The sequence below is a fragment of the Paracoccus sigandri genome, from assembly GCF_003709565.1.
GTDB classification, from domain to species: Bacteria; Pseudomonadota; Alphaproteobacteria; order Rhodobacterales; family Rhodobacteraceae; genus Paracoccus; species Paracoccus siganidrum.
This window is the reverse complement of sequence record NZ_QNRC01000016.1, coordinates 1-18,133: the sequence shown is the minus strand read 5'-3', so window position 1 is coordinate 18,133 and position 18,133 is coordinate 1. Positions and strand designations below refer to the sequence as shown.

Annotated in this window: 14 protein-coding genes; 4 read left to right on the top strand and 10 right to left on the bottom strand. The window is 68.1% G+C overall.

From position 1 onward, the window contains the following. Positions 1-17 precede the first annotated feature (17 nt). From C9E82_RS14865 to trpS, 4 genes are all read right to left on the bottom strand, one after another. On the bottom strand, positions 18-1,187 hold the full coding sequence (locus C9E82_RS14865) for an ABC transporter substrate-binding protein (protein WP_119900491.1): 1,170 nt from the start codon (positions 1,185-1,187) through the stop codon (positions 18-20). Between the two features lie 177 nt (positions 1,188-1,364). Continuing rightward, positions 1,365-2,108 (bottom strand): MipA/OmpV family protein, encoded by a 744-nt coding sequence (locus tag C9E82_RS14860; RefSeq protein ID WP_119900492.1) that lies wholly within the window; start codon positions 2,106-2,108, stop codon positions 1,365-1,367. A gap of 128 nt (positions 2,109-2,236) precedes the next feature. Continuing rightward, a complete protein-coding gene (locus C9E82_RS14855) occupies positions 2,237-4,111 on the bottom strand; it encodes an ABC-F family ATP-binding cassette domain-containing protein (protein ID WP_122449313.1) in 1,875 nt (624 codons plus the stop codon). Between the two features lie 143 nt (positions 4,112-4,254). Beyond that, on the bottom strand, positions 4,255-5,289 hold the full coding sequence (gene trpS / locus C9E82_RS14850; RefSeq protein WP_119898384.1) for a tryptophan--tRNA ligase: 1,035 nt from the start codon (positions 5,287-5,289) through the stop codon (positions 4,255-4,257). 75 nt (positions 5,290-5,364) lie between these two features. Here trpS and C9E82_RS14845 point away from each other — a divergent pair, with 75 nt between their 5' ends. Then, positions 5,365-6,066 (top strand): rhomboid family intramembrane serine protease, encoded by a 702-nt coding sequence (locus tag C9E82_RS14845; RefSeq protein ID WP_119898385.1) that lies wholly within the window; start codon positions 5,365-5,367, stop codon positions 6,064-6,066. A 117-nt stretch (positions 6,067-6,183) separates the two neighbouring features. Here C9E82_RS14845 and murJ read toward each other — a convergent pair whose 3' ends face one another. From murJ to C9E82_RS14830, 3 genes are read right to left on the bottom strand one after another with little or no spacing between them, the layout of a single operon-like run. Beyond that, on the bottom strand, positions 6,184-7,713 hold the full coding sequence (gene murJ / locus C9E82_RS14840) for a murein biosynthesis integral membrane protein MurJ (RefSeq protein ID WP_119898386.1): 1,530 nt from the start codon (positions 7,711-7,713) through the stop codon (positions 6,184-6,186). Between the two features lie 8 nt (positions 7,714-7,721). After that, positions 7,722-10,481 carry a [protein-PII] uridylyltransferase gene (locus C9E82_RS14835; RefSeq protein WP_240643554.1) on the bottom strand — a complete coding sequence of 920 codons (2,760 nt, stop codon included), beginning with the start codon at positions 10,479-10,481 and terminating at the stop codon, positions 7,722-7,724. A 22-nt stretch (positions 10,482-10,503) separates the two neighbouring features. After that, the gene (locus C9E82_RS14830; RefSeq protein WP_119898388.1) at positions 10,504-11,667 is read right to left on the bottom strand and encodes a penicillin-binding protein activator; all 1,164 of its coding nucleotides are present in this window, start codon (positions 11,665-11,667) and stop codon (positions 10,504-10,506) included. Between the two features lie 230 nt (positions 11,668-11,897). On the opposite strand from C9E82_RS14830, the gene rsmI reads away from it, so the two are divergent. The 3 genes from rsmI to gshB all read left to right on the top strand — a co-directional run bounded on the left by rsmI (position 11,898) and on the right by gshB (position 14,294). Then, positions 11,898-12,830, top strand: coding sequence for a 16S rRNA (cytidine(1402)-2'-O)-methyltransferase (rsmI, locus tag C9E82_RS14825; RefSeq protein ID WP_119898389.1), 933 nt, complete (start codon positions 11,898-11,900; stop codon positions 12,828-12,830). Between the two features lie 107 nt (positions 12,831-12,937). Further along, the gene (locus tag C9E82_RS14820) at positions 12,938-13,282 is read left to right on the top strand and encodes a YraN family protein (RefSeq protein WP_240643556.1); all 345 of its coding nucleotides are present in this window, start codon (positions 12,938-12,940) and stop codon (positions 13,280-13,282) included. 70 nt (positions 13,283-13,352) lie between these two features. Further along, entirely contained in the window at positions 13,353-14,294 is a 942-nt protein-coding gene (gshB, locus tag C9E82_RS14815; RefSeq protein ID WP_119898391.1) for a glutathione synthase, read from the top strand. A gap of 711 nt (positions 14,295-15,005) precedes the next feature. Here gshB and C9E82_RS14810 read toward each other — a convergent pair. From C9E82_RS14810 to C9E82_RS14800, 3 genes are all read right to left on the bottom strand, one after another. Then, complete coding sequence (locus C9E82_RS14810; protein WP_119898392.1) at positions 15,006-16,169, bottom strand: NAD-dependent epimerase/dehydratase family protein; 1,164 nt, start codon at positions 16,167-16,169, stop codon at positions 15,006-15,008. Between the two features lie 106 nt (positions 16,170-16,275). Continuing rightward, entirely contained in the window at positions 16,276-16,941 is a 666-nt protein-coding gene (locus C9E82_RS14805; protein ID WP_119898393.1) for an ABC transporter ATP-binding protein, read from the bottom strand. After that, positions 16,938-18,133, bottom strand: a 1,196-nt coding sequence (locus tag C9E82_RS14800) for a hypothetical protein (RefSeq protein ID WP_342354325.1), incomplete at its 5' end; no start/stop codon positions are given. The genes C9E82_RS14805 and C9E82_RS14800, both read right to left, overlap by 4 nt.

Below are 18,133 nucleotides of genomic sequence, written 5' to 3'. Positions count from 1 at the left end.
GGCCGCGCCTGCCCGGATCAGTCCATCTGGCAATCGCCGACATAGCTGTCCTGATAATCCTCGAAGATCTTCTCGACGATCGAGGTGGCGAATTTTCCGTCCTCGCGCTTGACCACCTCGGTCAGGTAGAAGTCCTGGATCGGGAAATGGTTGGGGCCGAAGCTGAAATCGCCCCGGACCGAGGTGAAGGGCGCCTGCTCCAGCGCGGCGATCAGCGCATCGCGGTCGGCCACGCCGCCGGCCTCGCGCACCGCCGCGTCGATCAGCCGGGCCGCGTCATAGGCCTGCATCGCATAGACGGCTGGAACCTGGTTGAACTTTGCTTCGTAAGCCTCGACGAAGGCCTTGTTTTCCGGCGTGTCAAGATCGGGCGCCCAGTTCGAGCCGCCCAGGAAGCTGACCGCCGCGTCCTGCTGGGCGGGCAGGGTTGATTCGTCCACCGTGAAGGCCGACAGGAAGGGGATCGTCTCCAGCCCCGCCTGGCGGTATTGCCGCACCAGGTTCACGCCCATGCCGCCGGGCATGAAGGCGAAGACCGCATCGGGCTGCATAGCGGCGATCTGCGCCAGCTCGGCCGAATAGTCCAGCTGGCCCAGCTGGGTGAAGATCTCGCCCGCGACGCCGCCTTCATAGCTGTGGCGGAAGCCCGCCAGCGCGTCCTTGCCCGCCTGATAGTTCGGCGCCAGCAGGAAGACGTTGTCGAAGCCCTGGGCCTGCGCATAGGCGCCCATCACCTCGTGCATCTGGTCGTTCTGATACGAGGTCGCGAAGATGTTGCGGTGGCATTCCGCCCCGGCGAAGACCGAAGGCCCGGCATTGGGGCTGATCAGGATCGCGCCCGAATCCACCACCGGCTTGGCGATGGCGCCCATGATGTTGGAAAAGATCGGCCCGACCACGATATCCGCGCCATTGCGCTGGACCAGCTCGCGCGCCTTGTTGGTGGCGACATCGGGCTTCAGCTCGTCATCGACGACGATGATGCGGGTCGTCATGCCGCCGATGTCGCCGATCTCCTCGGCCGCCAGCTGGAAGCCGTCGCGCGCCATCTCGCCCAGCACGGCCGAGGGGCCGGAGAGCGTCAGCAGAAGCCCGATGGTCAGCGTGTCGTCATCCTGCGCGGCGGCAGGACCGGCAAGGCAGGTCGAGGCGGCAAGCAGGGCAAGGATCGTGCGAGATTGGGTCATGGGTGCCTTCCTGTTGGCGAAAGGCCGCGTTGCCCGCGGCGTGTCGTGATGCCTTTCCCCCTAGAACGCACCAACAGGCCGGGCCGAGTCAAGAAATCATTTCAGGTTCAAAATAATCTGCTCGCCCGCCGCGCAACGGCGTGGCGGGAACGCATCGCGGCCGGACCTGCCAGGCGATCAGAAGCCGAAGGAAAATCTCCGCACCACGCCCAGGCGGACGATGGGCTGGTCCTTGTCCTGCACGATCGGAGAATCGCCCGCATCGCCGACCAGGCGGCCATATTGCAGCTCGCCCAGAAGCGCGATCGAATCGGTGAGGGCATAGCGCGCCTCCAGCCGGGCGACGGCAGAGTTGATGCCGCCGCCGGGGCTGTATTCGGCGCGGCCCGAATTCGCGGCCTGTTCCGGCGAGATCCCGAAATAGGTCTGCGAATAGTCGGAATCGCCATAGCCCGCGAACAGGCTGCTCCACAGCGTCAGGCGATCGCTGACATCGAGGCGATGGCGCAGCCCGACCTCGCCCGTCACGCCGTGATGGCCGCCGAAGCCCTTGCGCAGCGTGCCATAGGCGGTCACCGGCCCGATGCCGTAGCGGACGCTGCCGCCGACCTCGTAGGCGCGGTCGATATCGCCCATGCCGGCAAGGCTGGCATCGTCGCTCTCGTCCCGCTCGCCGATCATGCGCAGCGAGGGCAGGAAGGAAAAGCCCTGCGTGTCGCCCGCCCCGGCATCGCCCCGGTTGCCGTTGCGCAGGATCAGCCAAGGCGCCACGTCATTGCTGTCGGCGCCGGGATAGACCGGCCGATAGCTGGCGCCGACGCCCATGTCGAAGGTCAGGTCGCGGCTGCCGCCCAGCAGGCCGAAATCCTGCGCCTGCAGGGGTGTCGCCAGAAGAAGCAGGGCAAGCGCATGTTTCAACATCGAATCGGACCGGGATCTGGGTGACGGGGTTGCGGTTGACTAGGCCGATGGCCGGGACAGGACAACCGTGGAATTCCCACCAGGAACGGTTTGGCGGCGCGACGGGTATTCGCGCAACAGTCGGAGCTTCAGTCCTTTTCGGCCAGTTCCAGGTTTTCCAGCGCGTTCATCCAGATATCCTCGGCCCGCGACATCGCCTCCAGCGCCTCGGCATGTTTGCGGCCCCATTTCTCGGCCTCGGCGGCGTTCTGGTAGACCATCGGGTCGGCCAGTTTCACATCCAGCTTTTCCAGCATCTCGGCCAGTTTCTGCACCCGTTCCTCGGCGCGGCGCGCCTCGGCCCGCAGGGCCAGCAATTCGTCGCGGGCCGGACGATGGGGGGCGGGGCGGCGGGTGGCGGGTTTCGCAGCCGCGGCGGGCTTCTCTGCCGTCCGGGCGCCGTTCTCGCCGGTCAGCAGGAAGCGGCGGTAATCGTCCAGGTCGCCCTCATAGGCGGTGACCGCGCCCTCGTTGACCAGCCACAGCCGGTCCGCGACCAGGCCCAGCAGATGCATGTCGTGGCTGACCAGGACCACGGCGCCGGTATAGTCGTTCAGCGCCTCGGACAGGGCCTCGCGGCTTTCGATGTCCAGGTGGTTGGTCGGCTCGTCCAGGACCAAGAGATGCGGCGCGTCGATGGTCGCGATCAACAGCGACAGCCGCGCCTTCTGCCCGCCGGAAAGCCGGGCCACCTTGGTTTCCGCCTGCGCCTCCATCAGCCCGAAGCCGGCCAGCCGGGCGCGCAGCTTGGCGGGCGCCTCGTCGGGGCGAAGGCGGCGGACATGGTCCAGGGGCGTCTCGTCCAGGTGCAGCTCATCGACCTGGTGCTGGGCGAAATAGCCCACCCGCAGCTTCGAGGACCGGGTGACGCGCCCCTCCATCGCCGCCAGCCTTTCTGCCAGCAGTTTCGACAGGGTGGACTTGCCCTGGCCGTTGCGGCCCAGCAGCGCGATGCGGTCGTCCTGGTCGATGCGCAGGGTCAGCCGGTTCAGCACCGCGCGGCTGCCATAGCCGACCGAGACCCCGTCCAGCGCCAGGATCGGCGGCGACAGCTGTTCCGGCTGGGGAAAGCTGAACCGGTGCAGCTTGGCGTCTTGCGGTGCGGTGATCGGCTCCATCTTCGCCAGCATCTTGATGCGGGCCTGGGCCTGGCGCGCCTTGGTCGCCTTGGCGCGGAAGCGGTCGACGAAGCTTTGCAGATGGGCGCGGCGCTCGGTCTGCTTCTTCGCCTCGGAGGCCAGCAGCGCGCGTTTCTCGGCCCGCATCCGGGCGAAATCGTCATAGCCGCCGGTATAGAGCGTCAGCTTGCGGTCCTCGAGATGCAGGATATGGCCCACCGCCCGATTGAGCAGGTCGCGGTCGTGGCTGATGATGATGACCGTATGCGGATAGCGCGCCAGATAGGTTTCCAGCCACAGCGCGCCCTCCAGGTCCAGGTAGTTCGTCGGCTCGTCCAGAAGCAGCAGGTCGGGGCGCGAGAACAGCACGCCGGCCAGCGCCACCCGCATCCGCCAGCCGCCCGAGAAATCGCTGGTCGGCCGCGCCTGGTCGGCGGTGGAAAAGCCCAGCCCGTCGAGGATCGAGGCGGCCCGCGCCTCGGCCGACCAGGCGTCGATATCGGCCAGCCGGGTCTGGATCTCGGCGATGCGGTGGGGATCGGCGGCGGTCTGGCTTTCCGTCAAGAGCGCGGCGCGTTCCTGGTCGGCGGCCAGCACCGTGTCGAGGACCGACTGGCCGGTGGCTTGCGCCTCTTGCGCGACGCCGCCGATGCGGGCGCGCGCGGGCAGGGCGATGTCGCCGGAATCGAGGCTCAGTTCGCCCCGGATCAGCCGAAACAGCGTCGTCTTGCCCGCGCCGTTGGGGCCGACGAGACCGACCTTGTGGCCGTCGGGAATGCTGGCCGAGGCCTGCTCGAAGAGCGGCCGGCCCTGGATGGAATACGAGATGTCACTGATGCGCAGCATGGACGGGGGGATGGACCAGCGGCGGGCGCGCGTCAATGGGCCGTCGTGCCGGTTGGCGCCGGGGCAGGGGTATTTGGGCAACGAAGAAGCGGCGCGGCGCGACGGGTCGGGGGCCGGGGGCGCGGCCGGGGAGGGCTGCGGGGTCAGGGGCGCGAGCGCAAGAGGCCCATGATCTCCTTGGTGCGATCGAGGATCGGGGTCGCGATCTGATCGGCGCGCTGCGCGCCCTGGCCCAGGATGCGGTCGATTTCCGCCGGGTCGGCCATGAATTCGGCCATCCTGCGGTTGATGGGGGCCAGCGTGGCGACGGCCAGCTCGGCCAGCGCCGGCTTGAAGGCGCCGAAGCCCTGGCCTTCGTATTGCGCCAGCACCTGGTCGGGGGTCTGGTCCGACAGGGCGGCGTGGATATTGACCAAGTTGCGGGCCTCGGGGCGGTCCTTCAGCCCCTCGATGCTGCCGGGCAGCGGATCGGCATCGGTGCGGGCCTTGCGGATCTTCTGGGCGATCGCGTCCGCGTCGTCGGTCAGGTTGATGCGGCTGGCATCCGAGGGATCGGATTTCGACATTTTCTTCGAGCCGTCGCGCAGCGACATGACGCGGGTCGCGACGCCCTCGATCAGCGGTTCGGTCAGCGGGAAATGTTCGACGCCGTAATCGTGGTTGAACTTGGCGGCGATGTCGCGGGTCAGTTCCAGGTGCTGCTTCTGGTCCTCGCCCACCGGCACGGCGGTGGCCTGGTAGGTCAGGATGTCGGCCGCCATCAGCGCCGGATAGGCCAGGAGCCCGAGGCTGACATTTTCGCTGTTCTTGCCGGCCTTGTCCTTGAACTGGGTCATCCGGTACATCCAGCCCACGCGCGCCACGGTGTTGAACAGCCAGGCCATTTCGGCATGGGCCGAAACCTGGCTCTGGTTGAACAGGATCGACTGCGCGGGGTCCACGCCCGAGGCCATGAAGGCCGCCGCCGCCTCGCGGATGTTGCGGCGCAGGGTCTCGGGCTCCTGCCAGACGGTGATCGCGTGCAGGTCGACCAGGCAGTAGATGGTCTCGGCCCCCTGGCCCTGAAGCGCGGCAAAGCGTTTCAGCGCGCCGAGATAGTTGCCGAGCGTCAGCCCGCCCGAGGGCTGGATGCCCGAGAAGATGCGGGGGGTGAAACGGGTCTTGCTGGTCTCGCTCATGTCCGGCCTGCTTGGAATTCGATCGCGCTTGGCTTAGCCCTTGGCCGCATGGATCGCAACCGGGAAGGAAAACCGATGAATCACCGCACGCACGAGGCGCCGATCAATCCGCTGCCGCCGGTGGTCTGGCTGCTGGCCCTGCCGATCGTCGCCTCGGAAGCCGTCTTCGCGCTGGGGCAGCTCGGCCTGCTGGGCGGTGCCGACGGGATCGGGCTGCGGCTGTCGGGCATGCAGCAGAGCGCCTTCGCGCCCGAGATGCTGCAGCGCATGGTCCTGCGCGGCGAGGTCGACGCGCGCGCGGCGCTGCGGCTCTTGACCTATCCCTTCGTGCATATGTCGCTGACCCATGCGCTGTTCGTGCTGGTCTTCCTGCTGGCGCTGGGGAACATGGTGGCGCGGCTGTTCCGGCCGGTGGCGCTGGCGGTGCTGTTCTTCGGCTCGGCCATCGGCGGCGCGCTGGTCTATACCGCGCTGTCGGCCTGGCTGCCGGGGCGGGCGGCGCCGCTGATCGGCGGCTATCCGGCGGTCTACGGGCTGATCGGCGCCTTCACCTTCGTGCTGTGGACCCGGCTGGAGGAACTGCACGAGAACCGGCTGCGGGCCTTCACGCTGATCGGCATCCTGATGCTGTTCCAGCTGAGCTTCGCGATCCTGTTCGGCGGCATGGGCTATGGCTGGGTGGCCGAGATCGCCGGTTTCGTCACCGGCTTCGGGCTGAGCTTCGTGCTGGTCGATGGCGGGGTGGCGCGGGTGCTGCGGCAGATCCGGCGGCGGTGAAGTCGTCCGGGGGAGCGGTGGGGGCGCTGCCCCCGTCGCCGGCTGGTTCTTGAACCAGTGGCGCACCATCCGGCGACCCCGAGGTATTTGGAAGGAGTGCGAGGGGCTTGGGGGTCGTCATCTGCGGCGGATCGCGGCCTTCAGTTCGGAGAGGCGGTAGGCGCCGGTGGCGAAGCTGAGGGCGAAATAGATCGCGGCGCCGCCGAAGACCAGGATCGCCAGTTCCGGGATGCGGCCGATGCCGGTGCCGTGCAGCCAGCCCAGCATCAGCCACAGGGCGGCGGCCATCAGCGCCGCCGCCAGCGTGATGCGCGGCGCGGTGCGGCGCAGGCGGGCATCGGCGCGGGCGGCCTGGCCCATGGACCGCGTGCCCCACCAGAGCTGCGCCACCATCGTCCAGGCGGCAAGCGTCGTGCCGATGGCGGCGGCCAAAAAGCCGATGAAGGGCATCAGCCCGAAGGCCACGGCCGCATTGACCAGCATCGACCACAGCGCGAAGCGGAACGGGGTGCGCGTATCCTCGCGCGCGAAATAGAGCGGCTGCAGGATCTTCTGCAGCACGAAGGCCGGCAGGCCCAGGGCATAGACCATCAGCGCCTTCGCGGTCTGGGCGGTGTCATGGGCGGTGAATTCGCCGCGCTCGAACAGGGTCGAGACCATCGGCTGGGCGATGATCGCGATGGCGAAGGCGGCGGGCAGGGTCAGAAACAGCGCGAATTCCGTGGCGCGGTTATAGGCGGACTGGCCGCCGGCGTGATCCTCGGCCCGCAGGCGGCGGGCGAGTTCGGGCAGCAGCACCACCGCCACCGCCGCGCCGACGATGCCGAGCGGCAGCTGGTAGAGTCGGTCCGAGTAATAGAGCCAGGAATTCGCGCCCTCGAAATGGCTGCCGACCTGGCGGCCGACCAGCAGGTTGATCTGCACCACGCCGCCCGCGAAGGCCGCGGGCAGGGCGATGGCCAGCAGCCGGCGCATGTCGGGCGTCAGGCGCGGGCGGCGCGGCCGAAAGCTCCAGCCGGTGCGATGCGCGTCCCACCAGACCAGGCCAAGCTGGGCGATGCCGGTCAGCGGCGTGGCCCAGGCCAGCGCCAGGCCGATGTCCCAGCCCTGCCATTTCGCCAGCCCCATCGCCGCCAGGAACAGCAGGTTCAGCAGCACCGGCGCGGCGGCGGCGGCGGTGAAGCGGCCATTGGCGTTCAGCACCCCCGAGATCATCGAGGCCATCGAGATCAGCAGGATATAGGGAAAGGTGATGCGCCCGTATTCGACCGCCATCCCGAAACGTTCATCCCCCGCATAGCCCGAGGCCATCAGCCAGACCAGCAGCGGCATGGAGATCATCGCCACGGCCGACAGGATTAGCACCACCGCGAACAGGCCCGAAAACGCCTCGTTCGCGAAGCGCTGCGCGTCGGCGCGGTCCTCCAGCTTCTTCGAGAACATCGGCACGAAGGCGGTGTTGAAGGCGCCTTCCGCGAAGAAGCGGCGGAACATGTTGGGCAGCGCCAGGGCGACGATGAAGGCGTCGGCCATGCCGCCCGTGCCCAGCCACCGGGCCATCAGGATGTCGCGCAGAAAGCCGGTCAGCCGCGACAGGAAGGTCCAGGCCCCCACAGAGAGGAATCCGCGCATCAGTCCCGGTTTCATCGCCTTGCCTATTCCTCTGCCCGCTTCACGCCGTCGGCGATCGCCTTGCGCAGCTTGCGCTCCAGCGTCTCGCGCTTCGAGGCGCTGTGCAGCTTCAGCCCGAACATGTCCTTGACATAGAAGCTGTCCACCACCTGCGCCCCGAAGGTCGCGATCACCGCGCTGACGATCTGGATGTGGTTGGCCGCCATGGTCCGGGTCAGGTCGTAGAGCAGGCCCGGACGGTCGCGCGTGTCGACCTCGATGATGGTGTAGATGTCGCTGCCGTCGTTGTCGAAGCTGATATGGGTCGGAAAGCGGAATTCGCGGTTGCGCTTCTTGGGCTTGTCGCGGGTGGCGAAGGCCTCTCGGGCGACGATCTCGCCCTTCAGGGTGCGCAGGATGGTCTGGCGCAGGCGCGGCAGGCGATCCTCGGCGAAGGGGCGGCCCTCGGCGTCCTGGACCCAGAAGGCGGCCGTGGCATAGCCGTCGCGCGTCGTATAGGTGCGGGCGTCGACCACATTGGCGCCCATCAGCGTCAGCGCCCCCGCCAGGCGCGAGAAGATGCCGGGATGGTCGGCCAGCACGAAGGCCGCGCGGGTCGCATCGCGGTCCAGGTCGGGATGCAGGTCGATGCGGATCTCGTCGGGGCCGATCTCGCGCAGCAGCTCGGCGAAGACGGCATGGGTCTCGGTCGGCAGCCCGCTCCAGTAATTGTCGTAATGGCGGGCGCTTTCGTTGCGGATCGTGCGGGCCTCCCAGCCGCGCGCGACCAGCAGGTGGCGCAGCGAGCGTTTCGCCTCGGCCTGGCGGCGGTCGCGGTTCAGCTCCTCCAGCCCGTTCTCCAGCGCCGCGGCGGTTTCCTGGTAGAGCTTGCGCAGCAGCGCCGCCTTCCAGTTGTTCCAGGTGCCGGGGCCCACGCCGCGAATGTCGCAGACGGTCAGCACCAGCAGCATGTCCAGCCGCCTGCGGGTCTTCACCGCCTTGGCGAAGTCGCGCAGCGTGCGCGGGTCGGAAATGTCGCGCTTCTGCGCTACGTCCGACATCAGCAGGTGGTTGCGTACCAGCCATTCGACCGTGTCCACCTCGTCCTGCGCAAAGCCGAAGCGGAGGGCGATGCGCCGCGCGATATGGGCGCCCAGGATCGAGTGATCCTCGGGCCGGCCCTTGCCGATGTCGTGCAGAAGCGTCGCCAGGTACAGCACGCGGCGGTTGATGTTCGTCGCCATGATCTCGCTGGACAGCGGCAGGTCCTCGGGATGCTCGCCCCGCTCGATCTCGGCCAGGGCGGCGACGCATTGGATCAGATGCTCGTCCACCGTGTAATGGTGATAGACGTTGAACTGCATCATCGCCACGACCGGCTCGAATTCCGGGATGAAGGCGGCCAGCACGCCCAGCTCGTTCATGCGGCGCAGGCTGCGTTCGGGATTGCCGTGCTTCAACAGCAGGTCCATGAAGATCCGCGTCGCCTCGGGGCTGGCGCGCATCTCGTCGTCGATCAGATCCAGATGCGAGGCGACCAGGCGCATCGCGTCGGGGTGGATCAGGATGCCGGTGCGCAGCGCCTCCTCGAACAGGCGCAGGATGTTCAGCGGGTTCTTCAGGAATTCGGCGTCATCCGCGATGGCCAGCCGGCCGCGCAGGTCGGCGAAGCCCGGCCGCAGCTTGCGGCGGCGGCGGAACAGGCGGCCCAGGAAGGGCGCGGTGCGGACATGGCGCGATTCCAGCTCGGTCAGGAAGACGCGGGTCAGCTCGCCCACGCGGGTGGCGTGGAGGAAGTAGTCCTGCATGAAATATTCCACCCCGCGCCGGGCGTTGCTGTCGTCATAGCCCATGCGGCGGGCGACTTCGACCTGCATGTCGAAGGACAGGATGTCGACCGGCCGGCCCGCGATCAGGTGCAGGTGGCAGCGCACGGCCCAGAGGAAATCCTCGGCCTGCCAGAAGGCCAGATGCTCGTCGCGGGTGAAGACGCCCAGATCGACCAGTTCCTGCGCGCGGTCGACCCGGTGGATGTATTTCGCAATCCAGTAGAGCGTCTGCAGGTCGCGCAGGCCGCCCTTGCCCTCTTTCACATTGGGCTCCAGCACATAGCGCTGGCCGCCCTGGCGCTGGTGGCGGGCGGCGCGTTCCTGCAGCTTGGCCTCGATGAATTCGGGGATGGATTTCGCGAAAAGCTCGCTCCACAGCCGGTCGCGCAGTTCCGCCGCCAGCGGCGCATGGCCGGCGACCAGCCGGTGTTCGACCAGCGAGGTGCGGATGGTCATGTCCTCGGCCCCCAGCCGCAGGCAGTCGTCGACGCTGCGGATCGAATGGCCGATCTTCAGCTTCAGGTCCCACATCATGTAGAGCATGGATTCGACCACGCTCTCGGCCCAGGCGGTGATCTTCCAGGGCGTCAGGAACAGCAGGTCCACGTCCGAGGCCGGCGCCATCTCGGCCCGGCCATAGCCGCCGACGGCCAGCACCGCCAGCCGCTCGGCCTCCGAGATGCCGCTTTGCGGATGCAGCCGGGTCGTGGCGACGTGGTGGACGGCGGTGACGATCGCGTCGGTCAGGGTCGCGATGGCGCGCACGGTCTCGCGCGCGGCGCGGGGATGGGTGGCGAAGCGCGCCTCGATCGCGGCCATCTCGCGGGCGCGGGCCTCGGCCAGCAGGGCGACGGTGGCGGCGCGGATCTCGCGCGGCTCGTCCAGATCGGCGATGCGGGCCTCCAGCGCCGGCAGAAGCGTCCCGGCGTCGAAGGCAGACGCCCCGGACGCTGCCGGGGCGGTGGTCGTGTTCATGTCGCTGCCCATGCCGTCAGGTTCAGAAACCGAAGCCGCGGAAGCCACTGGGCGCCGGGTCCAGCACCACGACCTGGCCGCCGCGGATCGTGGCCACGGCCAGGCCGCGCTCGGCGGTGCCGTCGGGGCGGAAGCGGAAGACGCCGCCGACCCCGGCAAAGCCGGTGCGCTGGGTCAGCCCGCTGCTTTGCAGCGCATCGCGCTTGCCCGCCCGCGCCAGCGAGGCGATGGCCGCGATGCCGTCATAGGCCAGCGAGGCCAGCTCGTGCGGCGCCTCGCCATGGGCGGCGCGATAGCGGGCCTGGAACTGGCCGCGCAGGCTCTGGTCGGGGATCGCGAACCAGCCGTTCTGCAGCTGCGGCATCCGCAGGCGGGTGGCGGGTTCGTCCCAGCGGGTCAGGCCCATGAAGGGCGTGGCCTGCGGATCGACCCCGGCCGAGGTCAGCTTCTCGGCCAGGTAGGGCAGGGCGGCCTGGTTGTTGCCGGTCATGAAGACCGCATCGACCCGGCCCGATCGCGCCGCCGCGACCACCTGCGGCGCCACCGCGTCGATGCCGCTGACCGAGACGGAATGGTTGCTGCGCCCGGCCAGGCGCGCGCCGTTGCGGGCGATGGCGGTCTCGATGGCGCGGCCGCCCAGCTGCCCGGCGATGTCGTCCTCGGCCACGACATAGAGGTTGCGCTTGCCCTGGCTGACGCCATAGCCGACCAGCCTGTCGGCGATATTGGCGAAGCTGTTGCCCAGGATGAAGACGTTGCCGCCGGCGATCTCGGCATTGTTCGAGAAGGACAGCACGTTGATGTTGCGCGCGCTGACCGCATTGCCGACCGCATTGGCGGATTCGGCGAAAAGCGGGCCGAGGATGATCTTGGCGCCGTCATTGACCGCCGCATTGGCCTGCGCGACCGCCTGTTCGGCGCTGGTGCCCGAATCGTAGATGCGCAGGTCGATGGTTGCCCCCTGGGCGTCGGCCGCGGCCATGCGCGCGGCGTTCTTGAGGCTGCGCGACAGCCATTCCAGATCCGCCGAGCCGCTGCCGCCGGGCGCCAGCAGGGCGACGGGGATCGGCTGGCGCGGATCGATCGGCTGGCCGGTGACCGGGCCGCTGGCGATGCCGCTGCCGCCGCCGGGTTCGCAGGCCGCCAGCAGGCAGGCCGAGATCACCGCACCCGCCCGCAGCGCCATCCGCCGCCAGCCGCTCTGCGCGCCGCTTTCCGTTCGCGCGGGGGCGCGATGCCGGGCCGGGCGTTCCGCTGTGGCTTGTCTCGGGCTTGTGGCGAATGCGAACATGTGAAACTTCCCCGCTGTGACGTTCCGTTGCGACGTTACGCGGGCACCCTATGTGCAACATGCGCGCTTGGCAATCGAGCGGTGGCGCGCCGAAGGCGGCGATTTCTGGCGCAAAGGAACCGGGCATGACGGATCGGACAAGACGGGACGCGGCGCAGGCGGGCGGCATCGAACCGGCCCGGCGGCTTTCCGCCCATGTCGAGGCGGCGGTGCTGGAACCGGGCCTCTACCTGGTCGCCACGCCGATCGGCGCGGCGCGCGACATCACGCTGCGGGCGCTGGACGTGCTGAACTCGGCCGACATGCTGGCGGCCGAGGATACGCGGGTGATGCGCCACCTGATGGATATCCACGGCGTCCCGCTGCGCGGGCGCAGGATCCTGTCCTATCACGACCACAATGCCGAGCGACAGCGCCCGGCGATCCTCGCGGCGCTGGAAGCGGGGCAGAGCGTGGCCTATGCCTCGGATGCGGGCACGCCGCTGGTCGCCGATCCCGGCTATCGCCTGGCCCGCGACACCGCCGGGGCCGGCGCGCGCGTCCATGCCCTGCCCGGCGCCTCGGCGGCGCTGGTCGCGCTGAGCCTCTCGGGCCTGCCGAGCGACCGCTTCCTCTTCGCGGGCTTCCCCCCCGCCACCCGCGCCGCGCGCGCCACATGGCTGCGCGAGCTGCTGAAGATCGACGCGACGCTGATCCTGTTCGAAAGCCCCAGGCGCGTTAAGCAAACATTGGAAGAATTGTGCGAGATTGATGCGAATCGATCTACAGTGGTGGCGCGGGAACTGACCAAACGCTTCGAGGAGGTCATTCGCGGGACGGCCGGGGAACTGGCGCAGGATCCGCGCATGGCGGCGCTGAAGGGCGAGGTGGTGCTGCTCGTTGACCGGCAAGGCGATGTGCAGGTCGATGAAGATGCGATCCAGGCGGCGCTGGCGGCGCGGCTTGGGCATATGACGGTGAAGGACGCGGCGCGCGAGGTCGCGCAGGAACTGGGGCTGGCGCGGCGCGAGGTCTATCAGATGGCGCTGAAGCTGGATGATGAAGGCAACGGGCACTAGGCCGCCCGCAGGGACAGGGGACGATCATGGGACTGCATCTGCGCGACATCGACGGCTGGGACAATTCGGCCGCCCTGGCGCCCGCCGCCCGCGCCGTCCGGGGACGGATGGCGCAGCTTGCGGGCGTAATGGCCGAAGACGCGGTTCTGGCGCGCTATGTCTCGGCGGGGTATGAATTGCTGGCCCGCCGCTGGCGTGGCCGGGCGGGCGAGATCGACCTGATCCTGCGGCAGGGCGAATGCATCATCTTCGTCGAGGTGAAGCAATCCGTCAGCCATGCCGCTGCCGCCGAACGCCTGGGGCGGGCACAGATGAACCGGATCTGCCTTGCCGCCTGCGAATTCTGCGGCGGGCAGCCGCGCGGCCAGCTGACCGAGATGCGCATGGACGTGGCGCTGGTCGATGGTGTCGGGCGCATCGAGATCCTCGAAAACGCCTTTGGCGGCTGCTGATCCCTTGCTCCACTTGCATCGCCGGGGCTGTCGCGCGACAAGCGGGCGGTCAGCCTAGGGGAGTTCGGGAATGAGCCTTTACGTCGCATTGCAGATGGATCCGGTCGAGCACGTGTCGATCGACGGCGACAGCACCTTCCGGATCGGGCTCGAGGCGCAGGCGCGAGGGCATCGGCTGTTCCAGTATACCGTCGATCAGCTGCGCTATGACGAGGGTCGGGTCATCGCGCATGGCCGCGATATCACCCTGCGGCGGGAACAGGGCAATCATGTCGGCTTCGGCCCGTGGGAGGAGAAGGAGCTGACCGCCTTCGACGTGGTCTGGCTGCGCCAGGATCCGCCTTTCGACATGGCCTATGTGACCTCGACCCATCTGCTGGACCGCGTCCATCCCGGCACCCTGGTGGTCAACGACCCGTTCTGGGTGCGCAACTGCCCCGAAAAGCTGATGGTTCTGGATTTCCCCGATCTGACCCCGCCGACGATGATCGCACGCGACCCCGCCGCCTTCCGCCGCTTCCGCGAGCGCCATGGCGAGATCATCGTGAAGCCGCTTTACGGCAATGGCGGGGCAGGGGTGTTTCACCTGCGGCCGGGCGATCCGAACCTGTCGGCGCTTCTGGAAACCTTCGCCGGCATCAACCGCGAGCCGATGATCGCGCAGAAATACCTGCCCGCCGTGGTCAGGGGCGACAAGCGCATCATCCTGGTCGATGGCGAGCCGGTGGGCGCGATCAACCGCGTCCCGCAGGAGGGCGAGACGCGCTCGAACATGCATGTCGGCGGGCGGGCCGAGCGGATCGGCCTGACCGAGCGCGAGCGCGAGATCTGCGCGCGGCTGGGCCCTGTCCTGCGCGAGAAGGGGCTGATCTTCACCGGGATCGACGTCATCGACGGTTGGCTGACCGAGATCAACGTGACCTCGCCCACGGGCATCCAGGAACTGGAACGCTTCGACGGCATCAACGCCGCCGCGCTGATCTGGGAAGCCATCGAACGCCGCCGGGGGTGACGCGGGCAGTCTTCGTGATCCGGGGGCGGGTTGGTCGGTCCCACAGCGTCAGGCGAGCCTCGCGTCACGCATCAGCCGCAGGGTGGGTCGCGGTCTTCGGCGGATCGTCGGAAGGCGGAGCTGGCGCGCGGGGCTGCGTTCGATCCGGCCGGCGGCCGGGGAAGGTCCGGTCTGGCGCACGGCCAGGGCGAAGGAAGACTGGCTCAGGAAATTCGTGCCTGGTCGGCTTGCGGTCCATTGCGGTGCGCGGCTCGGACGTCGGGGCGACCGGGCCAGGGAATGACCCGTCCGTGCAGAGCTGATGGCGTGGCCGATGCCGCGCGTGATCGCCGGGTCGGGAATGACCCGTCTGTGCGGAATTGATGGGTGAGTTACCATCCCGCCACTGCCATCGCTGTGCCTGGCGGGATCGTGCGGCCCCTTGGCGCGGGCCCCGACATGCCGAGAGTCGCCGGGCGGCAAGTCGCCCGCCGAGTTGCACGTCTCCAGCCAACGCGCGAGAAGGTGCCATTATCTTGCAGCGGCCGCGGCGTGGATCCCTCGCGGCCTTGCGCGGTTTCGCCCGAGGCAAGCGGCGGCGCTGCCCCAGCGGCAGCATCGCAATACCTCATCCCCGTCGCGACTCTGCGCGATGAAAAGAGCGGCAACCGCGCCAAGGCGGCAGAATCGCTATAGCCCCTCGTTGCGACCGACCCCGGCCGCCATCCCGCTTCAGTCCCGGCGCCATTTCGAGACGCAGGGGATCTTCGAGCGGTCGCAGCGATCGGCATATTTCCGGGCGATCTCCTGCACCTCGTCCAGCAACCCGTCCTGCAGCCGGATCGGCTCCAGCCCCAGCCCCAGGAAGCGGTCGTTGATGACATGCAGGTCGTTCTCGTCGGCCTCGTTGCGCGGGTTGGGCAGCATGGCCACCTCGACCCCGGTCTTGTCCGAGATCATCTGCGCCAGGTCGCGGATCCGGTGGGTCTCGGTCATCTGGTTCAGGATGTTCACCCGCTCGCCCCGCTGCGGCGGGTTCAGCAGCGCAAGCTCGATGCAGCGGCAGGTGTCCTGGATATGGATGAAGGCGCGGGTCTGGCCGCCGGTGCCGTGGACGGTCAGCGGATAGCCGATCGCCGCCTGCATCAGGAAGCGGTTCAGCACCGTGCCATAATCGCCGTCATAGTCGAAACGGTTGATCAGCCGGTCGTCCATCCGGGTCTCCTCGGTCTGGGTGCCCCAGACGATGCCCTGGTGCAGATCGGTGATCCGCACGCCGTCATTCTTGTTGTAATAGAAGAAGAACAGCTGATCCTGGGTCTTGGTCATGTGGTAGATGCTGCCGGGATTGGCCGGATAGAGGATCTCCTGCTGGCAGGGACCGTTCGAGGTATCTACCGTAACCTTCAGATAACCCTCGGGGATCTTCATGCCGGCGGTGCCATAGCCATAGACGCCCATGGTGCCCAGGTGCAGCAGGTGGGTGTCCTGGCCGGATTCCACGATGGCCGCCAGCACGTCGTTGGTGGCGTTCAGGTTGTTGTTGACCGTATAGCGCTTGTGCCAGCTGGATTTCATCGAATAGGGCGCGGCGCGCTGCTCGGCGAAATGGATCACCGCGTCGGGCCGTTCCTGCTGCAGCAGGGTCAGCAGGCGGTGATAGTTCTCGCCCACGGTGAAGCCCTCGGTGCGGATGGTCCGGCCGGTCAGCTCGTGCCAGGCTCGCACCCGCTCGCCCAGGGGACGGATCGGGGTCAGCGAGCCGACCTCCAGCTCCACATCGATCTTCCGGCGCGAGAGGTTGTCGACGATGATGACCTCGTGCCCGCGGGCCGAAAGGTGCAATGCGGTGGGCCAGCCGCAGAAGCCGTCTCCACCCAGAACGATGATCTTCATGATTGTGCCCTTGGTTGCCTTGCACGTCCGGAAACATGTCTAGGATCGAGTCGGAACAAGGGCCAGAGCGGGCCCGAGGCACGGGCGGCCGCCCGCCTGTCGCGCCTCAGGCGCCGGCCTGTTCCATGTTCTGCATATGCACCTCGATCGCCTCTTCCAGCTCGTGATAGTAGCTGAGCCTGCCATTCTCGAGCACCGCGCCCGCCTGGCAGGTCTGGCGCAACATATTCAGCGAATGTGACACGACGATGGCGCCGGCATTGCTCATCCGGTCGTTGAAGAGACGATTGGACTTGGCCTTGAACGAGGCATCGCCCACGGCCGAGACCTCGTCGACCAGATAGGTGTCGAAGGGCACCGCCATCGACACGCCGAAGGCCAGCCGCGCCCGCATCCCCGAGGAATAGCTGCGGATCGGCAGGCGGAAATGTTCGCCCAGCTCGGCGAAATCCTCGACGAATTCGATCATCTCGTCGGTATTGACGCCATAGAGCCGGGCGATGAAGCGGCAGTTCTGCTCGCCCGTCAGCTCGCCGTTGAAGGCGCCGGCGAAGCCCACCGGCCAGCTGATCGTGCCGCTGGACAGGATCCGCCCCGAGGTGGGCAGCATCGCCCCCGAGATCATCCGCAGCATCGAGGACTTGCCCGCCCCGTTGCGGCCCAGCAGCGCGACGGCCACGCCGGTCGGGAAGACCGCGTTGATATTGTCGGCCACCACCTTGCGGCGGCCGTCCAGCATGTAGATCTTGGTCAGGTTCTCCAGGCGGATCATCGCCGGTCGCGCAGGCTGTAGAAGATCAGCACGCCGATGGTCCAGACCACCAGCAGGAAGCCCGACAGGATCGCCATCAGCTTCATCCGCTGGGGATATTCGGCGATCTGGGCGAAGGTCGGGCGCACATAGGCGGCCAGATAGCGGGACTGGCGGACGGCCTCGGCGCGGGCGGCGTCATAGGCGGCCAGCGCGGCGGTATAGCTGCTTTCCGCGAATTGCCGGTCCACGGCCAGCGATTCGTACTGGCCGACCACCTCGGACAGGGCTTCGCCGGTCGGCGTTTCGGAACCGAACTTCAACCGCTCGGCGTCGATCTGTTCGCGGATCACCGAGATGCGCAGCTCGCCCTGCTCGATGCGCGGGTCGTTGGCCTGGGCATTGGCGCGCAGCATCCCCAGCGCGACCAGCTGCTCGGCCAGCTGCTGCTGCAGCGAGGTGACCACGCCGACCTGTCCCTGCACGTCGGCGGTCGGATCGACCAGCTGGTGGCGGTTGCGGAACTCGGTCATCGCCTGGCGCGCTTCCTTCAGCCGCTCGATGGCCTGGTCCAGCTCCTGGCGGGCATAGCGCAGCGCATCCTCGCGCGCGACGTCGTTCAGCTCGTTGATGCGGATGGTGCTTTCGTCCAGGATCGCCTGGGCGATGGCATGGGAATCCTCGGGCGTGAAGGCCAGGACGCGCAGGTCGATCATGCCGTCGTCGTAATAGACGCGGACCTTGCGTTCCCATTCGTTCAGCAGGTCCTCCATCGAGCCGCCGCCGCGATAGGCAAAGACCGGATCGCCCTCGGCCTTGGACCAGATCTCGGCCAGGTCCATGCGCTGGTTCACCCGCTCGACCAGGTCGTGGCTCTGGATGAACTTGTAGAGGATGTCGGTATCGGTCGAGGAACTGCTGGTCATGCCGACCAGCGTGGACAGCCCGCCCAGAAGCTCGCTGGAGGCGGGCGAGGATTCGCTGCGGACCGAGAAGCCCAGGTAGGAGGCATACTGGTCGTTGGCCTTGGCCCACAGATACCAGGCGCTGACGACGACCGGGATCGCAACGACCAGCAGGAAGCTGAGCGCGATGCCCAGGTGCCGCAGCTCGAACTTCGCCGGGGTGGCGGCCGGCCGGACGGGGCCTTGCGGCGGCGTGCGGCGCGGCTTGGGCAGGGCGCCCGCACGCGCGGCCTTGCCCTTGCCGCCCG

Excerpts from the sequence above, each read along its gene's own strand:
- C9E82_RS14865 (WP_119900491.1), bottom strand. The coding sequence starts at position 1,187 with ATGACCCAATCTCGCACGATCCTTGCCCTGCTTGCCGCCTCGACCTGC.
- C9E82_RS14860 (WP_119900492.1), bottom strand. The coding sequence starts at position 2,108 with ATGTTGAAACATGCGCTTGCCCTGCTTCTTCTGGCGACACCCCTGCAG.
- C9E82_RS14855 (WP_122449313.1), bottom strand. The coding sequence starts at position 4,111 with ATGCTGCGCATCAGTGACATCTCGTATTCCATCCAGGGCCGGCCGCTC.
- trpS (WP_119898384.1), bottom strand. The coding sequence starts at position 5,289 with ATGAGCGAGACCAGCAAGACCCGTTTCACCCCCCGCATCTTCTCGGGC.
- C9E82_RS14845 (WP_119898385.1), top strand. The coding sequence starts at position 5,365 with ATGAATCACCGCACGCACGAGGCGCCGATCAATCCGCTGCCGCCGGTG.
- murJ (WP_119898386.1), bottom strand. The coding sequence starts at position 7,713 with ATGAAACCGGGACTGATGCGCGGATTCCTCTCTGTGGGGGCCTGGACC.
- C9E82_RS14835 (WP_240643554.1), bottom strand. The coding sequence starts at position 10,481 with ATGAACACGACCACCGCCCCGGCAGCGTCCGGGGCGTCTGCCTTCGAC.
- C9E82_RS14830 (WP_119898388.1), bottom strand. The coding sequence starts at position 11,667 with ATGGCGCTGCGGGCGGGTGCGGTGATCTCGGCCTGCCTGCTGGCGGCC.
- rsmI (WP_119898389.1), top strand. The coding sequence starts at position 11,898 with ATGACGGATCGGACAAGACGGGACGCGGCGCAGGCGGGCGGCATCGAA.
- C9E82_RS14820 (WP_240643556.1), top strand. The coding sequence starts at position 12,938 with ATGGCGCAGCTTGCGGGCGTAATGGCCGAAGACGCGGTTCTGGCGCGC.
- gshB (WP_119898391.1), top strand. The coding sequence starts at position 13,353 with ATGAGCCTTTACGTCGCATTGCAGATGGATCCGGTCGAGCACGTGTCG.
- C9E82_RS14810 (WP_119898392.1), bottom strand. The coding sequence starts at position 16,169 with ATGAAGATCATCGTTCTGGGTGGAGACGGCTTCTGCGGCTGGCCCACC.
- C9E82_RS14805 (WP_119898393.1), bottom strand. The coding sequence starts at position 16,941 with ATGATCCGCCTGGAGAACCTGACCAAGATCTACATGCTGGACGGCCGC.